Annotated in this window: 18 protein-coding genes; 13 read left to right on the top strand and 5 right to left on the bottom strand. The window is 68.4% G+C overall.

All coding sequences use genetic code 11. The annotated features are described in order from the left end of the window. Positions 1-194 precede the first annotated feature (194 nt). Both WS75_RS27705 and WS75_RS27710 read right to left on the bottom strand, forming a co-directional pair. Positions 195-1,484 carry a GTP-binding protein gene (locus tag WS75_RS27705; protein WP_059685345.1) on the bottom strand — a complete coding sequence of 430 codons (1,290 nt, stop codon included), beginning with the start codon at positions 1,482-1,484 and terminating at the stop codon, positions 195-197. Positions 1,485-1,643: 159 nt separating this feature from the next. Further along, a complete protein-coding gene (locus tag WS75_RS27710; protein ID WP_059602140.1) occupies positions 1,644-2,093 on the bottom strand; it encodes a lytic transglycosylase domain-containing protein in 450 nt (149 codons plus the stop codon). A 367-nt stretch (positions 2,094-2,460) separates the two neighbouring features. Between WS75_RS27710 and gspD the strand changes: the two genes are divergently transcribed. From gspD to gspF, 3 genes are read left to right on the top strand one after another with little or no spacing between them, the layout of a single operon-like run. Next, on the top strand, positions 2,461-4,785 hold the full coding sequence (gene gspD / locus WS75_RS27715; protein ID WP_059685347.1) for a type II secretion system secretin GspD: 2,325 nt from the start codon (positions 2,461-2,463) through the stop codon (positions 4,783-4,785). Further along, entirely contained in the window at positions 4,782-6,281 is a 1,500-nt protein-coding gene (gspE, locus tag WS75_RS27720; protein WP_059685349.1) for a type II secretion system ATPase GspE, read from the top strand. Before gspD ends, gspE begins: the two co-directional genes overlap by 4 nt. Positions 6,282-6,285: 4 nt before the next feature. Then, on the top strand, positions 6,286-7,503 hold the full coding sequence (gspF, locus tag WS75_RS27725; protein ID WP_059685351.1) for a type II secretion system inner membrane protein GspF: 1,218 nt from the start codon (positions 6,286-6,288) through the stop codon (positions 7,501-7,503). 30 nt (positions 7,504-7,533) lie between these two features. Here gspF and WS75_RS27730 read toward each other — a convergent pair whose 3' ends face one another. After that, the gene (locus WS75_RS27730) at positions 7,534-7,944 is read right to left on the bottom strand and encodes a type II secretion system protein N (protein WP_059685353.1); all 411 of its coding nucleotides are present in this window, start codon (positions 7,942-7,944) and stop codon (positions 7,534-7,536) included. Positions 7,945-8,122: 178 nt separating this feature from the next. Between WS75_RS27730 and gspG the strand changes: the two genes are divergently transcribed. The 8 genes from gspG to WS75_RS27770 are packed head-to-tail and all read left to right on the top strand — an operon-like array spanning position 8,123 to position 14,076. Further along, positions 8,123-8,575, top strand: coding sequence for a type II secretion system major pseudopilin GspG (gene gspG / locus WS75_RS27735; protein WP_059448335.1), 453 nt, complete (start codon positions 8,123-8,125; stop codon positions 8,573-8,575). A 42-nt stretch (positions 8,576-8,617) separates the two neighbouring features. Then, the gene (locus WS75_RS27740; RefSeq protein WP_082729767.1) at positions 8,618-9,154 is read left to right on the top strand and encodes a GspH/FimT family pseudopilin; all 537 of its coding nucleotides are present in this window, start codon (positions 8,618-8,620) and stop codon (positions 9,152-9,154) included. After that, positions 9,151-9,555, top strand: a complete 405-nt coding sequence (gene gspI / locus WS75_RS27745; protein ID WP_059685356.1) for a type II secretion system minor pseudopilin GspI — start codon at positions 9,151-9,153, stop codon at positions 9,553-9,555. The genes WS75_RS27740 and gspI overlap by 4 nt, the downstream gene beginning before the upstream one ends. Then, a complete protein-coding gene (locus tag WS75_RS27750) occupies positions 9,533-10,237 on the top strand; it encodes a PulJ/GspJ family protein (RefSeq protein ID WP_059685359.1) in 705 nt (234 codons plus the stop codon). The genes gspI and WS75_RS27750 overlap by 23 nt, the downstream gene beginning before the upstream one ends. Positions 10,238-10,239: 2 nt before the next feature. Continuing rightward, on the top strand, positions 10,240-11,364 hold the full coding sequence (gspK, locus tag WS75_RS27755; RefSeq protein WP_059685419.1) for a type II secretion system minor pseudopilin GspK: 1,125 nt from the start codon (positions 10,240-10,242) through the stop codon (positions 11,362-11,364). 24 nt (positions 11,365-11,388) lie between these two features. Then, positions 11,389-12,753, top strand: coding sequence for a type II secretion system protein GspL (gene gspL, locus WS75_RS27760; RefSeq protein WP_059685361.1), 1,365 nt, complete (start codon positions 11,389-11,391; stop codon positions 12,751-12,753). Beyond that, positions 12,750-13,256, top strand: coding sequence for a type II secretion system protein GspM (gspM, locus tag WS75_RS27765; RefSeq protein ID WP_059685421.1), 507 nt, complete (start codon positions 12,750-12,752; stop codon positions 13,254-13,256). Before gspL ends, gspM begins: the two co-directional genes overlap by 4 nt. Positions 13,257-13,287: 31 nt before the next feature. Beyond that, on the top strand, positions 13,288-14,076 hold the full coding sequence (locus WS75_RS27770; protein WP_059685363.1) for a type II secretion system protein N: 789 nt from the start codon (positions 13,288-13,290) through the stop codon (positions 14,074-14,076). Between the two features lie 27 nt (positions 14,077-14,103). On the opposite strand, the gene WS75_RS27775 is transcribed toward WS75_RS27770, so the two are convergent. Together WS75_RS27775 and WS75_RS27780 are read right to left on the bottom strand one after the other, a co-directional pair. Beyond that, positions 14,104-15,663, bottom strand: coding sequence for an efflux transporter outer membrane subunit (locus WS75_RS27775; protein ID WP_059685364.1), 1,560 nt, complete (start codon positions 15,661-15,663; stop codon positions 14,104-14,106). 280 nt (positions 15,664-15,943) lie between these two features. Then, the gene (locus WS75_RS27780; protein ID WP_082729769.1) at positions 15,944-16,231 is read right to left on the bottom strand and encodes a multidrug ABC transporter ATPase; all 288 of its coding nucleotides are present in this window, start codon (positions 16,229-16,231) and stop codon (positions 15,944-15,946) included. A gap of 175 nt (positions 16,232-16,406) precedes the next feature. On the opposite strand from WS75_RS27780, the gene WS75_RS27785 reads away from it, so the two are divergent. Beyond that, positions 16,407-16,895: a MarR family winged helix-turn-helix transcriptional regulator gene (locus WS75_RS27785; RefSeq protein ID WP_059531315.1), complete on the top strand. Its 489-nt coding sequence runs from the start codon at positions 16,407-16,409 to the stop codon at positions 16,893-16,895. Positions 16,896-17,070: 175 nt separating this feature from the next. After that, positions 17,071-18,633 (top strand): DHA2 family efflux MFS transporter permease subunit, encoded by a 1,563-nt coding sequence (locus WS75_RS27790; RefSeq protein WP_059685368.1) that lies wholly within the window; start codon positions 17,071-17,073, stop codon positions 18,631-18,633. The last annotated feature ends 36 nt before the right edge of the window (positions 18,634-18,669 follow it).

Genomic DNA, 18,669 nt, shown 5'->3' on the forward strand with positions numbered 1-18,669 from the left:
GCGATCGGGCCGTCAAGTCCCGTCCCGCTCGTTACGCTGTCCGGTTCCTCAGAAAGAACCTTAACTGAACGGCATTACGCCGGAAGGCGGGTTTTTTGTTGGGGGCGCGCGGCATTTTCGCCACAGTTCGCGTCACTCTTGCAAGATTTAACGGTTACTTTTCGCTGACCGTCTTCGCCGAGTTTTACCGCGTATTACCCGTGCACGATCTGCGTGTCACCGGGATCTTCGTCGTCATGCGCATCGACATCCCACACCGGAAACGGATCGTCGAACGCAGCCCACTGCGCCGCGCCGAGCGCGAATTCCGCATCGGTGAGCAGGCATGCGTCGAGTTTCGCGCGCCATGCGTCGGCATCGAGGCCGATACCGATCAGCACGAGTTCCTGACGGCGATCGCCGACCGAGCGGTCGTCGAGGTCACCCTGCCACTCCGTGCGAATTTCGGCGAGCAATTCGTCGTCGTCCGGCCATTCCGCGCGATCCTGCGCGGCCCACCAGAGACCTGCCGGGCCATGCCGGCACACACCGCCCGCCTGCGATAGCGAACCGGCGATGTCGTTGCGCGTCGCGAGCCAGAAGAAGCCCTTGCTGCGCAGCACGCCCGGCCACTCCTGATGCAGCAGCGCCCAGAGTCGCGCCGGATGAAACGGCCGGCGCGCGCGGTAAACAAAATTGCCGATGCCGAATTCGTCGGCTTCGCCATGCACGTGCGCGTGATGCGGATCGTGGAACTCGGGATCGAGCGACGTGAGCCAGCCCGGCGCGTTCGCGGCTTCGTCGAAATCGAAGCGGCCGGTGTTCAGCACTTCGTCGAGCGGCACGTTGCCGAACGTCGACACGACCTGGTGCGCGCGCGGGTTGAGCCGCGCAAGGATGCGCTGCAGGCGCGCGAGTTCGTCCGCGCCGACGAGGTCGGCCTTGTTGATCACCAGCACGTCGCAGAATTCGATCTGCTCGATCAGCAGCTCGACGAGCGTGCGATCGTCTTCTTCCGATGCGGCGATGCCGCGCGTCGCGAGCGCGTCGTCGGAACCGTAGTCGCGCAGGAAATTGTAGGCGTCGACCACGGTGACGAGCGTGTCGAGGCGCGCGACGCTCGACAGCGACGCGCCGTCGTCGTCGACGAACGTGAAGGTTTCGGCGATCGGCATCGGCTCCGCGATGCCGGTCGATTCGATCACGATCGCATCGAAGCGGCCTTCCGCCGCGAGATTGCGGATCTCGACGAGCAGGTCGTCGCGCAGCGTGCAGCAGATGCAGCCGTTCGACATCTCGACGAGGCGTTCCTCGACGTGCGACAGCGCCTGCGCATCGCGCACGAGCGACGCGTCGATGTTGACCGCAGCGAGATCGTTGACGATCACGGCAACTTTCAGGCCCGCGCGGTTCGCGAGGATGTGGTTGAGCAGCGTGGTCTTGCCGGCGCCGAGAAAACCGGACAGCACGGTGACGGACAACGGCTGGTTCATTGCCGGATTCATAACGATTTGCACCAACGGAAAAGAGGGAAAAGCGGCCGCGGCGCCCTGACGGGGCGCGATCGGCCCGCAGCCGGTCGAAACCGCGGCGTGAGATGCGCATTGTGCATCAAACGCGCGTCGGCCGAGCGGCACGGCATCAGCTGGCGCTGCGGCGCGGCGTCACTGCTCGGGCGGCAGCAGCTTCCACTGCGCCAGGATCGACGCGATCTGCCGCGCGTACTTGTCGCGTAGCGACGGCGTTTCAGAATGATAGGCGCCGACGGCCTGCCATGTGTTGCCGTAGCGATTCATCTTCTGGCGCAGGTGCCACGCGGCGATATAGACGTTCTTGCACGGCTGCATCAGCGTGTCGCGGCCGATGCCGTAGCGCGACAGCGTCGGCAGATGGATCGAATTGATCTGCATCAGGCCGTAGTCGACCGAGCCGTTCGTATTCTTGTTCAGCGCGTCGGGCCGGTTGCGCGACTCCTGCCACGCGATCGCGCGCAGGATCAGCGGATTGACCTTCTGGTACCGGGCGGCCTCGTCGAAACAATCCGCGCGAGCGTTTCCGCAGGCGAACCACACGCCGGCGGCGATCAACGCGATCGAAGCGAACCGTCTGTTCATGTTGCGGAAACGAAAAGGAAATGACGCAAGGATCGGGAAAACCCGTGTCTGTTACTCGTACGACTGGAAACGCGCCGCCCGTATCATACAGACAGTCCGTCGCGTGGCGACAGGCGAAAGGCGGCAGCCCGTTTATACCGCATTTTCGTGTCGAATCATCGCAAAACGACGGCAATGGCCCGAATGCCGGGGCGTTGCGGGAATATTACATCTTGCATACGGTGTGCCGGAGACATGTCGTATGTGAGACAGTCCTCGGATCAATGTGATATTTCGGACATGAAAAACTGCTAATGTCGCGCCTTTAGGACTTGGATCCCAGCACTACCGCCGGAAGTGGCCTGAGCCGGCATCGACCCATTCATCCATGACAAGAAATCGCTTCGTTATGCGGCGCATCGCCACGACTCTGATGATCGCCGGCATCATCGTCTCGCAGGCCGCCTACGCTCAGGTCACGCTCAATTTCGTCAATGCGGATATCGACCAGGTCGCCAAGGCGATCGGCGCCGCAACCGGCAAGACGATCATCGTCGACCCCCGCGTGAAGGGGCAGCTCAATCTCGTGGCCGAACGGTCGGTGCCGGAAGACCAGGCGCTGAAGACGCTGCAGTCGGCGCTGCGCATGCAGGGCTTCGCGCTGGTGCAGGATCACGGCGTGCTGAAGGTCGTGCCGGAGGCCGATGCGAAGCTGCAGGGCGTGCCGACCTATGTCGGCAATGCGCCGCAGGCGCGCGGCGACCAGATCATCACGCAGGTGTTCGAGCTGCGCAACGAATCGGCCAACAACCTGCTGCCGGTGCTGCGGCCGCTGATTTCGCCGAACAACACGGTCACCGCCTACCCGGCGAACAACACGATCGTCGTCACCGACTACGCGGACAACGTGCGCCGCATCGCGCAGATCATCTCGGGTGTCGACAGCGCCGCGGGCGCGCAGGTTCAGGTCGTGCCGCTGCGCAACGCGAACGCGATCGACCTTGCCGCGCAGCTCCAGAAGATGCTCGACCCCGGCGCGATCGGCAACAGCGACGCGACGCTGAAGGTGTCGGTCACGGCCGACCCGCGCACCAACTCGCTGATGCTGCGCGCATCGAGCGCATCGCGCCTCGCGGCGGCGAAGCGCCTCGTGCAGCAGCTCGATGCGCCGAGCGCCGTGCCGGGCAACATGCACGTCGTGCCGCTGCGCAATGCCGACGCGGTGAAGCTCGCGAAGACGCTGCGCGGGATGCTCGGCAAGAGCAGCAACGACAGCGGCTCATCGGCGTCGTCCAACGACGCGAACAGCTTCAACCAGGGCGGCGGCTCGTCGTCGAGCGGCAACTTCTCGACCGGCACGTCGGGCACCCCGCCGCTGCCGTCGGGCGGCCTCGGCGGTTCGTCGTCATCGTCGTACGGCAGCGGCGCGTCGGGCAGCGGCGGGATCGGCAGCGGCGGCCTGCTCGGCGGCGACAAGGACAAGGGCGACGACAACCAGCCGGGCGGGATGATCCAGGCCGACGCGGCCACCAACTCGCTGATCATCACGGCGTCCGATCCGGTCTACCGGAACCTGCGCTCGGTGATCGACCAGCTCGACGCACGGCGTGCGCAGGTCTATATCGAAGCGCTGATCGTCGAGCTGAACTCGACGACGCAGGGCAACCTCGGCATCCAGTGGCAGGTCGCGAGCGGCCAGTTTCTCGGCGGCACGAACCTGAGCCCTCAGCTCGGCCTGGGTAACAGTATCGTCAACCTGACGACGGGCGCGGCGGGCAGCACCGGGCCCGGCCTGGCGGCCAACCTCGCTTCGCTCGCCCCGGGCCTCAACATCGGCTGGCTGCACAACATGTTCGGCGTGCAGGGCCTCGGCGCGCTGCTGCAGTATTTCGCGGGCGTGAGCGACGCGAACGTGCTGTCGACGCCGAACCTGATCACGCTCGACAACGAAGAAGCGAAGATCGTCGTCGGCCAGAACGTGCCGATCGCGACCGGTTCGTATTCGAACCTGACGAGCGGCACGACGAGCAACGCATTCAATACCTACGACCGCCGCGACGTCGGCCTGACGCTGCACGTGAAGCCGCAGATCACCGACGGCGGGATTCTGAAGCTGCAGCTCTACACGGAGGATTCGGCGGTCGTCAGCGGTACCACCAACGCTCAGACCGGCCCGACCTTCACGAAGCGCTCGATCCAGTCGACGATCCTGGCCGACAACGGCGAGATCATCGTGCTCGGCGGCCTGATGCAGGACAACTACCAGGTATCGAACAGCAAGGTCCCGCTGCTCGGCGACATTCCGTGGATCGGCCAGCTGTTCCGTTCGGAATCGAAGGTGCGCGCGAAAACCAACCTGATGGTGTTCCTGCGCCCGGTGATCATCTCCGATCGCAGCACCGCGCAGCAAGTCACGGCCAACCGCTACGACTACATCCAGGGCGTGACGGGCGCGTACAAGTCGGACAACAACGTGATCCGCGACAAGGACGATCCGATCGTCCCGCCGATGCCGCTCGGTCCGAGCCAGGGCGGCACGCCCGCCGGGAACCTGTTCGACCTCGACAAGATGCGTCGCCAGCAGATGCAGCGCCAGGTGGCGCCTGTTCCGGCTCAGCCGTTGCCGGAGGCGATGCCCGCGCAGCCGCAGAGCGTGCCGCAGCAGTTGGTGCCGCAACAACCGCTGACCGCCACGCCGGGAGCCTCGCAGTGACGGACGTGCTCGCGTCCTCCGCCCACGACGGCGCGCCGGGCGAACGGCAGCCGCCGTCGCCGCTCGCCGCGCGCCTGTTGCCGTACGGCTTCGCGAAGAGCGGCCAGGTGCTGATCGCGCACCAGCTCGACGACACGCTCGAGGTGTGGATCAGCGAACGCACGAGCGACGCCGCGCTCGCGGAGATCGCGCGCAACTTCGGCTCGATCTCCGTGCACCGCGTGCCGGCCGACGAGCTCGCGCAGGCGATCAACCAGGCCTACGCGCGCCAGGACGGCAGCGCCGCGCAGGTGGTCGGCGAGGTCGAAGGCGAAGTCGATCTGTCGCGGCTGATGCAGGACATCCCCGAAGTCGAGGATCTGCTCGAATCGGAAGACGACGCGCCGATCATCCGGATGATCAATGCGCTGCTCACGCAAGCGGCGCGCGAACAGGCGTCGGACATTCACATCGAGCCGTTCGAGAACGCATCGGTCGTGCGGTTTCGCGTCGACGGCACGCTGCGCGACGTCGTGCGCCCGAAGAAGGCGCTGCACGGCGCGCTGATCTCGCGGATCAAGATCATGGCGCAGCTCGACATCGCCGAGAAACGCCTGCCGCAGGACGGCCGCATCACGCTGCGCGTCGGCGGCCGGCCGGTCGACGTGCGCGTGTCGACGCTGCCGACCGGGCACGGCGAGCGCGCGGTGCTGCGTCTGCTGGAAAAGGATGCGAAGCGGCTGAATCTCGAAGCGCTCGGGATGGGCCGCGACACGCTCGTCCAGTTCGACAAGCTGATTGCGCGACCGCACGGCATCGTGCTCGTCACGGGCCCGACGGGCTCGGGCAAGACGACGACGCTGTATGCGTCGATGTCGCGGCTCGAAACCGCGACGACCAACATCATGACCGTCGAGGACCCGATCGAGTACGACCTCGGCGGCATCGGCCAGACGCAGGTGAACGAGCGGATCGGGATGACCTTTGCCCGCGCGCTGCGCTCGATCCTGCGCCAGGATCCGGACGTGATCATGATCGGCGAAATTCGCGACCTCGAAACCGCGCAGATCGCGGTGCAGGCGTCGCTGACGGGCCACCTCGTGCTCGCGACGCTGCACACGAACGATGCGGCATCGGCCGTCACGCGTCTGACCGACATGGGCGTCGAGCCGTACCTGCTCGCATCGTCGCTGCTCGGCGTGCTCGCGCAGCGCCTGGTGCGGCAGCTCTGCCCCGTCTGCAAGGAAGAGCGGCACGAGGATGGCCGCACGCTGTGGCATCCGGTCGGCTGCGACAAGTGCGGGCATTCGGGCTACGCGGGCCGGCGCGGCGTATACGAGCTGCTGCTGGTCGACGACGCGATCCGCTCGCTGATCCATCGCAACGCGGCCGATGCGGAGATTCTCGCCGCAGGCCGCGCGGAAGGGATGCGCACGCTGCGCGACGACGCCGAACGCTGGCTCGCGGCCGGCGCGACGTCGCTCGAGGAAGTGCTGCGCGTGACGGGAGGCGCATAGCGCGATGCCGGCATTCCGTTTCGAAGCGATCGATGCGGCGGGACACGCGCAGAAAGGCGTCATCGATGCCGACAGCGCGCGTGCCGCGCGCGGCCAGCTGCGCACGCAGGGGCTCACGCCGCTCGTCGTCGAGCCGGCCGCCAGCGCGACCCGCGGCGCGCGCTCGCAGCGCCTCGCGTTCGGCCGCAAGCTGTCGCAGCGCGAGCAGGCGATCCTCACGCGCCAGCTCGCGAGCCTGCTGATCGCGGGGCTGCCGCTCGACGAGGCGCTCGGCGTGCTCACCGAGCAGGCCGAACGCGACTACATCCGCGAACTGATGGCTGCGATCCGCGCCGAGGTGCTCGGCGGCCATTCGCTCGCGAATGCGCTGGGCCAGCATCCGCGCGATTTCCCGGAAATCTACCGCGCGCTCGTCGCGGCCGGCGAGCACACGGGCAAGCTCGGCATCGTGCTGTCGCGCCTGGCCGACTACATCGAGCAGAGCAACGCGCTCAAGCAGAAGATCCTGCTGGCCTTCACGTATCCGGGGATCGTCACGCTGATCGCGTTCGGCATCGTGACGTTCCTGCTGAGCTACGTGGTGCCGCAGGTCGTCAACGTGTTTGCGAGCACGAAGCAGCAGTTGCCGATCCTCACCGTCGTGATGATGGCGCTGTCGGAATTCGTGCGGCACTGGTGGTGGGCGATCCTGATCGCGGTCGCGCTCGTCGTGTGGTTCGTGAAGGCGACGCTGTCGCGCGACGGGCCCAGGCTCGCGTTCGACCGCTGGGTGCTGACCGCGCCGCTCGCGGGCAAGCTCGTGCGCGGCTACAACACGGTGCGCTTCGCGAGCACGCTCGGCATCCTGACCGCAGCCGGCGTGCCGATCCTGCGCGCGCTGCAGGCGGCCGGCGAGACGCTGTCGAACCGCGCGATGCGCGCGAACATCGACGATGCGATCGTGCGCGTGCGCGAAGGCTCCGCGCTGTCGCGCGCGCTGAACAACGTGAAGACGTTTCCGCCGGTGCTCGTGCACCTGATCCGTTCAGGCGAAGCGACGGGCGACGTGACGACGATGCTCGATCGCGCGGCGGAAGGCGAGGCGCGCGAACTCGAGCGGCGCACGATGTTCCTGACGAGCCTGCTCGAGCCGCTCTTGATCCTCGCGATGGGCGGCATCGTGCTCGTGATCGTGCTGGCCGTGATGCTGCCGATCATCGAGCTGAACAACATGGTGCAGTGACGGCCCGAGCGTCGGTCGGGCCGCCGCCGTTCAACGCATGTAGATCGCGGGGGACGGCGTGTTCGCGGGGAGCTGGATTTCGGCGCGGGCGCCGTTGCGGTCGACGATGATCGAGCGGCTGCGGACTTCGGCGAGCTTCGCGCCGGGCGTGACTTCCGCGCCGAGCGACACGGCACGCGGCGGTTCGCCGCCGACGCCGACGATCGCGGCGCCGCCATGAGCGAGCGCGAGAATGCCGAACAGGTGGATGTCCTGCACGGGATTCTTGTCGAGCTGTCCGCCGAAGAGTGCGGCGGCGTCCTCGGTGCGGATCGGCATCCGCGCGGCGGCGGCGGGCAGCGGCGCTTCGCGGGCCGACAGCGTGACGACCCAGTAGGTGGCCGTCGCGCACAAACCCGCGAAGAGGGCTAGGGAGAGGATCCGGATCGAGAGCGCGTTCATGCGCGCTATTGTACGGATGTATATGAAATTTGCGTTGGGTGAAAGCCCTCGGCAATGCGCGCCTTACAATGCGTGCTCCGCGCCCGGGGTATCGGAAGCTTGCCGTCAGGCAGGCATGCCGCGATCCGCGGGGTGCGTCACTCAATCGACGATATTTTTTGGAAAGAGGTAGTCAGTCATGCAAACGTGGATCACTCGCCGCAATGCGGCCGTGCGCCGTCAGCGCGGTTTCACGCTGATCGAGATCATGGTGGTGGTCGCGATCCTCGGGATCCTCGCGGCACTGATCGTGCCGAAGATCATGAGCCGTCCCGACGAGGCGCGCCGTATCGCCGCGAAGCAGGACATCGGCACGATCATGCAGGCGCTCAAGCTGTACCGTCTCGACAACGGCCGCTATCCGACCCAGGAGCAGGGCCTGAACGCCCTGATCCAGAAGCCGACCACCGATCCGATCCCGAACAACTGGAAGGACGGCGGCTACCTCGAGCGCCTGCCGAACGATCCGTGGGGCAACGGGTACAAGTACCTGAACCCGGGCGTGCACGGCGAGATCGACGTGTTCAGCTACGGCGCCGACGGCAAGGAAGGCGGCGAGAACAACGACTCCGACATCGGTTCGTGGCAGTAAGCCTGCGCTGACCGGACCGACGTTCTCCCCGTTCCTCATTTCATGCCCGCCCTTCGCACGCCCTTGCGCGCCGCTTGCCGCGATGCCCGCGACGGTCGCGTTCGTCGCGGTGTGGCCGTGACTGCGGCGCGTGCGCGCGGCTTCACGCTGCTCGAGATGCTGGTCGTGCTCGTGATCGCGGGCCTGCTGGTGTCGCTCGCGTCGCTGTCGCTCACGCGCAATCCGCGCACCGATCTGCGCGAGGAAGCGCAGCGCATCGCGCTGCTGTTCGAAACGGCCGGCGACGAAGCGCAGGTGCGCGCGCGCCCGATCGCGTGGCAGCCGACCGCGCACGGCTTCCGTTTCGACGTGAGCTCGCCCGACGGCTGGCGCACGCTGCACGACGACGTGCTGCGCCCGCGCGACTGGGACGGCGGCGTCACCGGCGCCGATATCGACTACCCCGGATCCGACGCACGCGCGAGCCGCGTCGTGTTCGGCATCGAAAGCGTCGACACGCCGGTGCGCGTGACGCTGCATTCCGCGGTGGGCAGCGCGACGATCGTCGGCACCGGCAACGGCCGCTACGAGGTGCAATGACGATGCGTCGTCGCCTGCCCTTCCCGGCTGCTTCCCGAGGCTTCACGATGATCGAGGTGCTGGTCGCGCTCGCGATCATCGCGGTCGCGCTCGCCGCGTCGATCCGCGCGGTCGGCACGATGGCGACCAATGCGTCCGATCTCCATCGCCGGCTGCTCGCCGGCTGGAGTGCCGACAACGCCCTCGCGCAGTTGCGGCTCACGCATGCGTGGCCGGAGGTCGGCGAGCAGAGTTTCGACTGCTCGCAAGGCAACGTGCAGCTCGTCTGCACGCAGCGCGTGAGGACGACGCCGAACCCGGTGTTCCGGCGCGTGCAGGTGTCGGTGAGCATGCCGGGGCACGCCGGCGTGCTCGCGCAAATGGTGACGGTGGTCGCGAATGAAACCAGCCGTCCGCTCTGACGTGCCGATGCGGCGCCGGCCCGTGCGTTCCGTCGGCTCGCGCCGCGTGCGCGGCTTCACGCTGATCGAACTGATGATTGCGATCGCGATCCTCGCGGTGGTCGCGATCCTGTCGTGGCGCGGGCTCGACCAGATCATGCGCGGCCGCGACAAGGTCGCGTCCGCGATGGAGGACGAGCGCATCTTCGCGCAGATGTTCGACCAGATGCGCATCGACGCGCGGCTCGCCGCCACCGACGACGAAGCCGGCCAGCCGGCCATCGGCGTCGCCGGCAACACGCTGCAGATCGTCCGCGAACTCGACGTGCCGGGCGCCGCGCCACGGCTGCAGGTGGTCCGCTACCGGATCGCCGGCGGGCGTGTCGTGCGCTATGCGTCGCCGCCGCTCGACGACGCGAACCGCCTGCGCGACGCGCTGAAGGACAGCAGCGTCGACGGCTGGAGCTGGGTCGCGCTGATGGGCGGCGTCGGTGCGATCGACGCGAAGCTGTACGTGCCGCGCGTCGGCTGGACCACCAACCTGCAGGCGGCCAGCGACGCGCTGTCGCAGAACAACGATGCGCTGAAGGTGCCGCAGATCGGCAACGCGCCGCCGGCGCGCGCGGTGACGGGGCTGCAGGTCAGCATCGGTGCGACGTCGCTGCGCGTGCCCGTCACGCGCATCTTCCTCGTCGGGGAATGACGATGCGCGCGCGCCCTCACCGTACCCGGTTCGCCGCTGGCGGCAGCGCAAGCGCGCATGCACGCACGCGCCGCGAGCGCGGCGCGGCGATCATTACGGCGCTGCTCGTCGTCGCGCTGTCGGCGATCCTCGTGTCGGGGATGCTGTGGCGTCAGCAGGTGCAGATTCGCCGCATCGAGAACCAGCGCGTGATCGCGCAGGCGCAGTGGGTCGCGCGCGGCGCGCTCGACTGGACGCGCATGATCCTGCGTTCCGAAGGCGACACGGCGCCCGGCATCACCTATCTCGGCGGGATCTGGGCCGTGCCGATCGCGAAGACCAAGCTGTCCGACTTCCTCGGCCGGATCGGCGCGCCGAACGACAGCGGCGGCGAAGACACCTACATCTCCGGATCGATCGAGGACGCGCAGGCGAAGTACAACCTGCGCAACCTCGTGTCGTCGCCGGCGCCCGGCGTGCTGCAGCTCAACGTGATGCAGCTCCAGGCGTTTCAGCGGCTGTTGACGACGCTCGGCTACGACGGCGCGCTCGCGAAGCGGATCGCGCTGCAGATGCGCGCGGGCCTGATGCATTCGGCGACGCGCTTCCAGACGCCGACGCTGCCTGGCGCCGGTACGGCCGCGACCGCGCCGGTGCCCGGCGGCGACATGACCGGCAACATCACCGACGAACCGGGAATGTCCGACGGCGATCGCGGGCCCGCGCCGCTCGTGATGACCGGCGTCGACAGCCTGCTCGACGTCGACGGCGTGACGCCCGAGATGGTCGCGCGGCTGCGCCCGTTCGTCACCGTGCTGCCGACCACCACGCCGGTGAACATGAACACCGCGCCCGCCGAGGTGATCGCGGCGCTGGTGCCGGGGATGAGCGTGTCGTCCGCGCAGGCACTCGTGGCGCGCCGCGAGACCGTGTTTTTCCGTAACGTCGGCGACGTGCAGCTCGCGCTGCGCGGTGCCGGCGCGCCGAACGTGACGATCGACTCGAGCCTCGTCGACGTCAATTCGAGTTATTTCATCGTGCATGGCCGGATTCAGCACGATCGCGCGGAGGTCGATCGCACCTCGCTCGTGTATCGTGATTCGACCACGCACTCGACGCGGGTCGTGCGCATCCGCGACCAGCTATAACGACGCCATTCGGGAGAGGAGCTCTTGAGCACGCTGATTGTTTCTTTGCCGCCGCGCGAGCCGGCCGTGCCGTTGCAGGAATGGCAGTGGCCCGAGCTGCCGTTCACGCTCGTGGACAAGGCCGGCCAGGTGCAGCGCGCGGGCCGCGCCGCGCTCGCGCTGCTGCCGCGCGCGAACGCGACGGTGCTGATCGTCGCCGCGCGCGACGTGCTGCTGCTGGCCGCGACCGTGCCGCCGCTCAAGGGGCCGAAACTGCGCCAGGCGCTGCCCAACATCGTCGAGGACCAGCTGATCCAGGATCCGCTCGGCTGCCATATCGCGCTCGATCCGGTTCCGCTGCCCGACGGCCGCCGCGTGCTGGCCGTCGTCGATCGCGCCTGGTTCCGCGCGATCTGCGACGCGTTCGCCGCGGCCGGCCACCGGCACGTGAGCGCCGTGCCCGCGACGCGCTGCCTGCCCGCGCCGCGGGCGCCGGCGGCGGACGCTGCGCCTGCCGACGGTGAGGCCGCGCCGGCCGACGCGATCACGGCGGCGGACGAGCCGCCCCGCCGCCCGACGGCGGTGGCCGCGGTGCTCGGCCTCGCGACGACGGTCGAACCCGCGCTCGTGGAAGCCGGCGCGCTGCCGGCCGCGGCCGGTGCGCCGCGTCTCGAGCTTGCGATCGCGCGCGGTGCGCTCGGCGAAGGTTTCGCGGCGCCGGCATCACGCGCGGGCGGCACGCTGGCCGCGCTCGCCGGTGGTGGCGACGTCGAGCTGTACGAACTCGGCGAACCGGGTGCGGAGCCGCGCCTCGCGTCCGTCGGACGTGCCGACGGTCCGCTGCTGCCGGGCGCGCAATCGCTGTCGTTCGACGCATTCGCGCGGCGTGCGCTGACCGAGCGCTTCGATCTGTGCCAGTTCGAATTCGAATCCCAGCCGTGGCGCTTCGACCGCGCGACGGTGAAGCGTCTGCGCGTGCCGATCGCACTCGTCGCGGCCACGCTTGGCGTCGCGGTGATCGGGATGAACCTGCACTGGTGGAAGCTGTCGCGTGAGCGCGACGCGCTGTCCGCGCAGATCACCGAGACGCTGCTGTCGGCCTTTCCGAAGACGACGACGGTGCTCGATCCGCCCGCGCAGATGCAGCGTCAGCTCGACCAGCTGCGCCTCGCGGCGGGCGAGCTGTCGCCGAACGATTTCCTCGCGTTGTCGAGCGGGTTGTCGCGTTCGATGGGCGCGCTGCCGCTGAACGGAATCGCTTCGCTCGATTATCACGACCGGCGGCTCGACGTCGGCTTCAAGCCGGAGGTCAAGGTCGACCCTGATTTCCCGCAGCGTCTCGCGCGCAACGGGCTGTCCGGCGAAGTCGACAGCAGCACCGGCAAATGGACGATCCGGAGCCGCTCATGAAGACCGAACAACTGAACCAGACGCTTGCGCAGTTCTGGGGCGAACGCACGCCCCGCGAGCGGACGCTGCTCGGCTGGGGCGGCGCCGTGCTGGCCGTCGCGATCGCGTATTCGGTGCTGTGGTCGCCCGCGCAGGAAGGCCGTGCGCGGATCCGCCGCGAGCTGCCGACGATGCGCCGCGAGCTCGCGCAGATGACCGCGCAGGCCACCGAGGCGAAGTCGCTGACGGCCGCCGCGCAAGGCGTCGCGCCGACCGGCCTGGCGCTGAAGGACGCGCTCACCGCGTCGCTGTCCGATCACGGGCTGCAGGGCGCGCAGGTGCAGGTCGTCGGCAACGGCGTGCAGGTCCAGATGAAGAACGTGCCGTTCCCGGTGTGGACGCAGTGGCTCGACGACGCGCGCCGGCAGTTCAAGGTGCAGGTCGGCGAAGCGCACGTGACCGCGCTGAAGGAAGACGGCCAGGTCGACCTGACGGCCGTGATGCAACCCTCGACGCAGAAATGACGCAGTGGATGAAACAAGCGACGGTCGGCCGATGAGGCCAGGGATCCGGCGGCTCGTCGCCGCATTGCCGTGGGTGGTGGCAGGCGCGCTTGCGACGGCGCTGACGCTCGTCGCGCTCGCGCCTGCGGCCTGGATCGCCCCGCAGTTCGCGCGCGCGACCGGCGGGCACGTCAATCTCGTCGATCCGGACGGATCGCTGTGGCACGGTTCGGGCACGCTGATGCTCGCGCCGGGCGCGGACCAGAGCGCGGCGACGCTGCTGCCGGGCCGGGTCGAGTGGACCACGGGCTTCTGGCCGCTCCTCACCGGGCGCGTGCAGATGCGCATGCGGCAGACCGAGGCGATGCCCGACGCCGTCACGCTCGACGCAACGTGGCGCGGCGCGGTGCTGTCGGCCGGCTCGATGGCCGTGCCCGCGTCGCTGCTCGCCGGGCTCGGCACGCCATTCAACACGCTCGACCTGCAGGGTGACGTGCGGCTCCGCTGGACCGACTGGCGGATGATCGGCAACAACGCGTTCGGCCAGTTGACGGTGACGATCGATTCGATGAGTTCGCGCGTGTCGCGCGTGAAGCCGCTCGGGTCGTACCGGGCGGTGCTGCAGGCGAAGGGGGCGGACGCCGATCTCGACCTGTCGACGACGCAGGGCCCGCTATTCCTCGACGGGCACGGCACCTTCGGTCCCGGCCAGGGTTCGTTTCGCGGCACCGCGCATGCGGCGCCCGAGCAGCAGGCGAACCTCGCCGGGCTGCTGAACCTGCTCGGCCATCCGATCGGCAACAACGAGGTGTCGCTGATCTTCGGTGAGGCGGTGCGCTGACGCGCGCCGTGCTCGCCTTTTCCCGTCTTACTTCTGCGCGAGCGGTGCGGCAGCCGACGGTGCGGTTGCGGCCGGCGCTGCCGCAGCGGATGCCGGCACCGGTGCGGGCGCCGCCACGTCGCCCGTTTCGCGCGCCATGTCCGACGCATCCCAGCCGCCGCCGAGCGCCTTTACGAGCCCGACCGACGACACCATCCGCTGCCCGCCGATCGTCGCGAGCTTCTGCTGCGCGGTAAACGCGGTGGTCTGCGCGCTCAGCACGTTCAGGTAGGCGACCGTGCCGGCCTTGTACTGGTTCGTGACGATCGCGAGCGCGTGCTCGGCGCTGTCGACGGCCTGCCGCTGCACGTCGACTTCCTGCGCGAGGATGCGCTGCGACGCGAGGTTGTCCTCGACGTCCTGGAATGCGTTGAGCACCGCGAGGCGGTACGCGGCGACGTCCTGGTCGTAGGTCGCGCGCGCGGCATCGGTCTGCGCGGCGCGCAGGCCGGCGTCGAACAGCGTCGCCGCGAGCTGCGGGCCGACCGTCCAGAATCGCGCGGGCAGCGTGAACAGCTGCGACCACACCGAGCTCTGGAAGCCGCCGGTGGCCGACAGCGTGAGCGTCGGGAAGAACGCGGCGATCGCGACGCCGATCTGCTCGTTCGCGGCCGCCGCGCGGCGCTCGGCCGCCGCGATGTCGGGCCGGCGCTCGAGCAGCGCGGACGGTACGTCGACCGGCATGATCGGCGGTTCCGCCGAGAGCGGGCTCGGCGGCAGCGAGAACGTCGAGGCCGGTTCGCCGATCAGCGTCGCGATCGCATGCTCGTACTGCGCGCGCGCGACGCCGTTGTCGATCGACGCGGCCTGCGCGCTCTGCAGTTGCGTCTGCGCCTGGATCACGTCCGCGCGCGCGGCGACGCCCTGCGCGTACTGGTTCTGTGTGAGCTTCAGCGATTCGCCGTACGACTTCACGGTGTCGTCGAGCAGCTTCTGCAGCGCATCGGACGTGCGCAGCTGGAAGTAGGTCTGCGCGAGCAGCGCCTGCTGCGACAGCCGCGCGTTCGCGAGATCGGCCGCGGCGGCTGCCTCGCCGGCGCGCTGCGCGCTGACGCTGCGGCTCACCTTGCCCCACAGGTCGGGCTCCCAGCTCGCATCGAGACCGACGCTGTAGCTGTTGCCGATCGACGAGCTGCTGCCGAAACCCGACGTGCTCGACGTGGACGTGCGCCCCGTGCGGGAGCGCGAGCCCGACGCGGTCAGCCCGACGGTCGGGAAGTACGCGGCACGCGCTTCGGCGACGAGCGCGCGGGCCTGCCGGTACGCGGCGGCCGATTGCGCGATGGTCTGGTTCGATGTGTTGAGCTTGCCAATCAGCGCGTCGAGCTGCGGATCGTTGTAGACCGTCCACCACGGACCGCGGTCGGTCCGGTCGGCGGGCTGCGCGACCTTCCACCCAGCCGGCGCTTCCTTGAAGGCGGCGGGGATCGACGTGTCGGGCCGGTGATAGTCGGGCCCGACGGCGCAGCCGGCGAGCAGCACGGCCGTCGCAACGGCGACGGCGGCGCTCAGCGGGCGAAGGGCGCGCGGGAGGGGGGCGTACGGCATCGTGGTATTCCTGTCTGGGCGCGACGGCCAGCGAGCGGCGTCGCGTGATGCGGTCGTTGTGCCGCTGGCGGACAAATGGTAACTGACGGCGGGAAAGCTGCGCAGCCCTAAGGGTACGGTGCGCGGCGGCACGAATGTGTTACCGGCGCGGACGGACGGTTTACCGGTCATTACGGATCGCTTGCGCGCGGGACGGGCAACGAATGCGGCGCGGACGGCGCCGGGCCGCGGGGAGGCAGCCGGCGTTCAGTCCGGATGACGGGGGGGTGCGGTGTCAGTGTCAGTGGCAGTGCACCGGTACCGGCACCGGATCGGCGGCGGCGGACTGCCATGTCGACGGCTCCGTTGCCGCCGGCTGGCTCGTGCGGCGGGCGGTGTGCTTCGCGTTGCGCTGCCGGCGATGATCGAACCATGCGAACCCGAGCGCCGCGAGCGATCCGCCCGGCACCACCAGCATCGTCACGTACAGTGCGATCTTCCAGCCGCGGTGCGGCCCGGAGAACACATGATGAGCGGTATCGGTCAGGTTGCGGCGCAGCGCGCCGGCGGCATTTTTCAGGAACAGCATCGCGAACATCCTCGGGTGCCCGGCAGCGCGGGCTAAGCGGTCAGAACATCGTCTCCGGCAGTGCAACATGCACGTCGTAACTGGTTGCCTGAAATAATATTGACTAAGCAATCATTTTTCAAGATACTGGGCGCGTTTTGACCTGAAACGCACTATTGCTGCGCGCGTAATTCGCATGAACGGCGGCCTCTACGATCCCGACACCATCGCACTGGAAACGAGCCTCGGTTACTACCTGACCAAGGCTCGGCAGGCGCTCGTCGAGCGAATGGACCGCGCACTCGAGCCGTACGACCTCACCGCGCAGCAGATCGGCGTGATCCTGCTGTTGTCGCGTGGCTATGCGCGCACGCCGTTCGAGCTGTCGCGCAAGATGTCGTACGACAGCGGCTCGATGACCCGGATGCTCGACCGTCTCGAGCGCAAGGGCCTGATCGCACGCTCGCGCAGCGAACAGGACCGCCGCGTGATCGAGCTGACGCTCACCGAACGCGGCGCCGAAGCGGCCCGCGCGCTGCCGTCGCTGATCGCGACCGCGCTGAACGCGCAGCTTGCCGGCTTTTCGGCCGACGAACTCGCGCTGCTCACCGGCCTGTTGCAGCGGTTCATCGCCAACGGGCCCGGCGACACCGGCTGCCCGAAGCCCGACGAACCGGACTGCTGAGTGCGGAGGCCCCCATGTCTAGGTTAAGCATTCGCTTATTTCTCTGTCTGGGCAGAAGATGACAAGGCACGTGCTCCGTCTCTTCCCTCACCCGTTCCAACCAGCCGGGCCGCGCGGTATCGTGCGCCCGTGCGCTGTGCCGGCGCGTCGCGCGCGCCGCGTCTAGGAGATTCCGATGTCCGCCACCACGGCATCCGCCGCGCCCCGTGCCGCCGAACCTGCGCCGCTGACCGGCGGCGCGCTCGCGCTCCTCACCGTCGGGCTCGCGCTCGGCACCTTCATGGAAGTGCTCGACACGTCGATCGCGAACGTCGCGGTGCCGACCATCTCGGGCAGCCTCGGCGTCGCGACGAGCGAAGGCACGTGGGTGATCTCGTCGTATTCGGTCGCGTCCGCGATCGCGGTGCCGCTGACCGGCTGGCTCGCGCGGCGGGTCGGCGAAGTGCGCCTGTTCACGCTGTCGGTGCTCGCGTTTACGATCGCGTCGGCGCTGTGCGGCCTCGCGGAGAATTTCGAGACGCTGATCGCGTTCCGGCTGCTGCAGGGCCTCGTGTCGGGGCCGATGGTGCCGCTGTCGCAGACGATCCTGATGCGCAGCTATCCGCCCGCGAAGCGCGGGCTCGCGCTCGGGCTATGGGCGATGACGGTGATCGTCGCGCCAATCTTCGGCCCGTTGCTGGGCGGCTGGATCAGCGACAACTACACATGGCCGTGGATCTTCTACATCAACCTGCCGATCGGGATCTTTTCGGCGGCCTGCGCGTACTTCCTGCTGCGCGGCCGCGAGACGAAGACGACGAAGCAGCGGATCGACGCGGTCGGCCTCGCGCTGCTCGTGATCGGCGTGTCGTGCCTGCAGATGATGCTCGACCTCGGCAAGGACCGTGACTGGTTCAACTCGACCTTCATCGTCTCGCTCGCGCTGATCGCGGTCGTATCGCTGGCGTTCATGCTCGTGTGGGAGGCGACCGAGAAGGAACCGGTGGTCGATCTGTCGCTGTTCAAGGACCGCAACTTCGCGCTCGGCGCGATGATCATCTCGTTCGGCTTCATGGCGTTCTTCGGCTCGGTCGTGATCTTCCCGCTGTGGCTGCAGACGGTGATGGGCTACACGGCCGGCAAGGCCGGCCTCGCGACCGCGCCGGTCGGGCTGCTCGCGCTCGTGTTGTCGCCGCTGATCGGGCGCAACATGCACCGGCTCGACCTCCGGATGGTCGCGAGCTTCGCGTTCATCGTGTTCGCCGGCGTGTCGGTCTGGAACTCGACGTTCACGCTCGACGTGCCGTTCAACCACGTGATCCTGCCGCGGCTCGTGCAGGGGATCGGCGTCGCATGCTTCTTCGTGCCGATGACGACCATCACGCTGTCGAGCATCCCCGACGAGCGGCTCGCGAGCGCGTCGGGGCTGTCGAACTTCCTGCGCACGCTGTCCGGCGCGATCGGCACCGCGGCCAGTTCGACGTTCTGGGAGAACGACGCGATCTACCATCACGCGCGGCTGTCGGAATCGGTGAGCATCTACGCGCAAAACACGACCGACTACCAGGGCGCGCTCGCGCAGCTCGGGATCGTCGGGCAGACGGCCAACGCGCAGCTCAACCAGCTCGTCACGCAGCAGGGCTTCATGATGGCGACCAACGACTTCTTCCACCTGTCGGCGGGGGTGTTCATCGCGCTCGCGGCGCTCGTGTGGATCACGAAGCCGAAAAAGGGCGCGGGGCCGGCGATGGGGCACTGAACGCGCTAGGGGGCCGCACCGGCCCCTCCCCCCGTT

It is taken from the genome of Burkholderia sp. FL-7-2-10-S1-D7 (assembly GCF_001524185.1).
Taxonomy (GTDB): Bacteria; Pseudomonadota; Gammaproteobacteria; order Burkholderiales; family Burkholderiaceae; genus Burkholderia; species Burkholderia diffusa.

Bases quoted from the DNA above. Each gene is read 5' to 3' on its own strand.
- WS75_RS27705 (WP_059685345.1), bottom strand. From the start codon at position 1,484: ATGAATCCGGCAATGAACCAGCCGTTGTCCGTCACCGTGCTGTCCGGT.
- WS75_RS27710 (WP_059602140.1), bottom strand. From the start codon at position 2,093: ATGAACAGACGGTTCGCTTCGATCGCGTTGATCGCCGCCGGCGTGTGG.
- gspD (WP_059685347.1), top strand. From the start codon at position 2,461: ATGACAAGAAATCGCTTCGTTATGCGGCGCATCGCCACGACTCTGATG.
- gspF (WP_059685351.1), top strand. From the start codon at position 6,286: ATGCCGGCATTCCGTTTCGAAGCGATCGATGCGGCGGGACACGCGCAG.
- WS75_RS27730 (WP_059685353.1), bottom strand. From the start codon at position 7,944: ATGAACGCGCTCTCGATCCGGATCCTCTCCCTAGCCCTCTTCGCGGGT.
- gspG (WP_059448335.1), top strand. From the start codon at position 8,123: ATGCAAACGTGGATCACTCGCCGCAATGCGGCCGTGCGCCGTCAGCGC.
- WS75_RS27740 (WP_082729767.1), top strand. From the start codon at position 8,618: ATGCCCGCCCTTCGCACGCCCTTGCGCGCCGCTTGCCGCGATGCCCGC.
- gspI (WP_059685356.1), top strand. From the start codon at position 9,151: ATGACGATGCGTCGTCGCCTGCCCTTCCCGGCTGCTTCCCGAGGCTTC.
- WS75_RS27750 (WP_059685359.1), top strand. From the start codon at position 9,533: ATGAAACCAGCCGTCCGCTCTGACGTGCCGATGCGGCGCCGGCCCGTG.
- gspK (WP_059685419.1), top strand. From the start codon at position 10,240: ATGCGCGCGCGCCCTCACCGTACCCGGTTCGCCGCTGGCGGCAGCGCA.
- gspM (WP_059685421.1), top strand. From the start codon at position 12,750: ATGAAGACCGAACAACTGAACCAGACGCTTGCGCAGTTCTGGGGCGAA.
- WS75_RS27770 (WP_059685363.1), top strand. From the start codon at position 13,288: ATGAGGCCAGGGATCCGGCGGCTCGTCGCCGCATTGCCGTGGGTGGTG.
- WS75_RS27775 (WP_059685364.1), bottom strand. From the start codon at position 15,663: ATGCCGTACGCCCCCCTCCCGCGCGCCCTTCGCCCGCTGAGCGCCGCC.
- WS75_RS27780 (WP_082729769.1), bottom strand. From the start codon at position 16,231: ATGCTGTTCCTGAAAAATGCCGCCGGCGCGCTGCGCCGCAACCTGACC.
- WS75_RS27785 (WP_059531315.1), top strand. From the start codon at position 16,407: ATGAACGGCGGCCTCTACGATCCCGACACCATCGCACTGGAAACGAGC.
- WS75_RS27790 (WP_059685368.1), top strand. From the start codon at position 17,071: ATGTCCGCCACCACGGCATCCGCCGCGCCCCGTGCCGCCGAACCTGCG.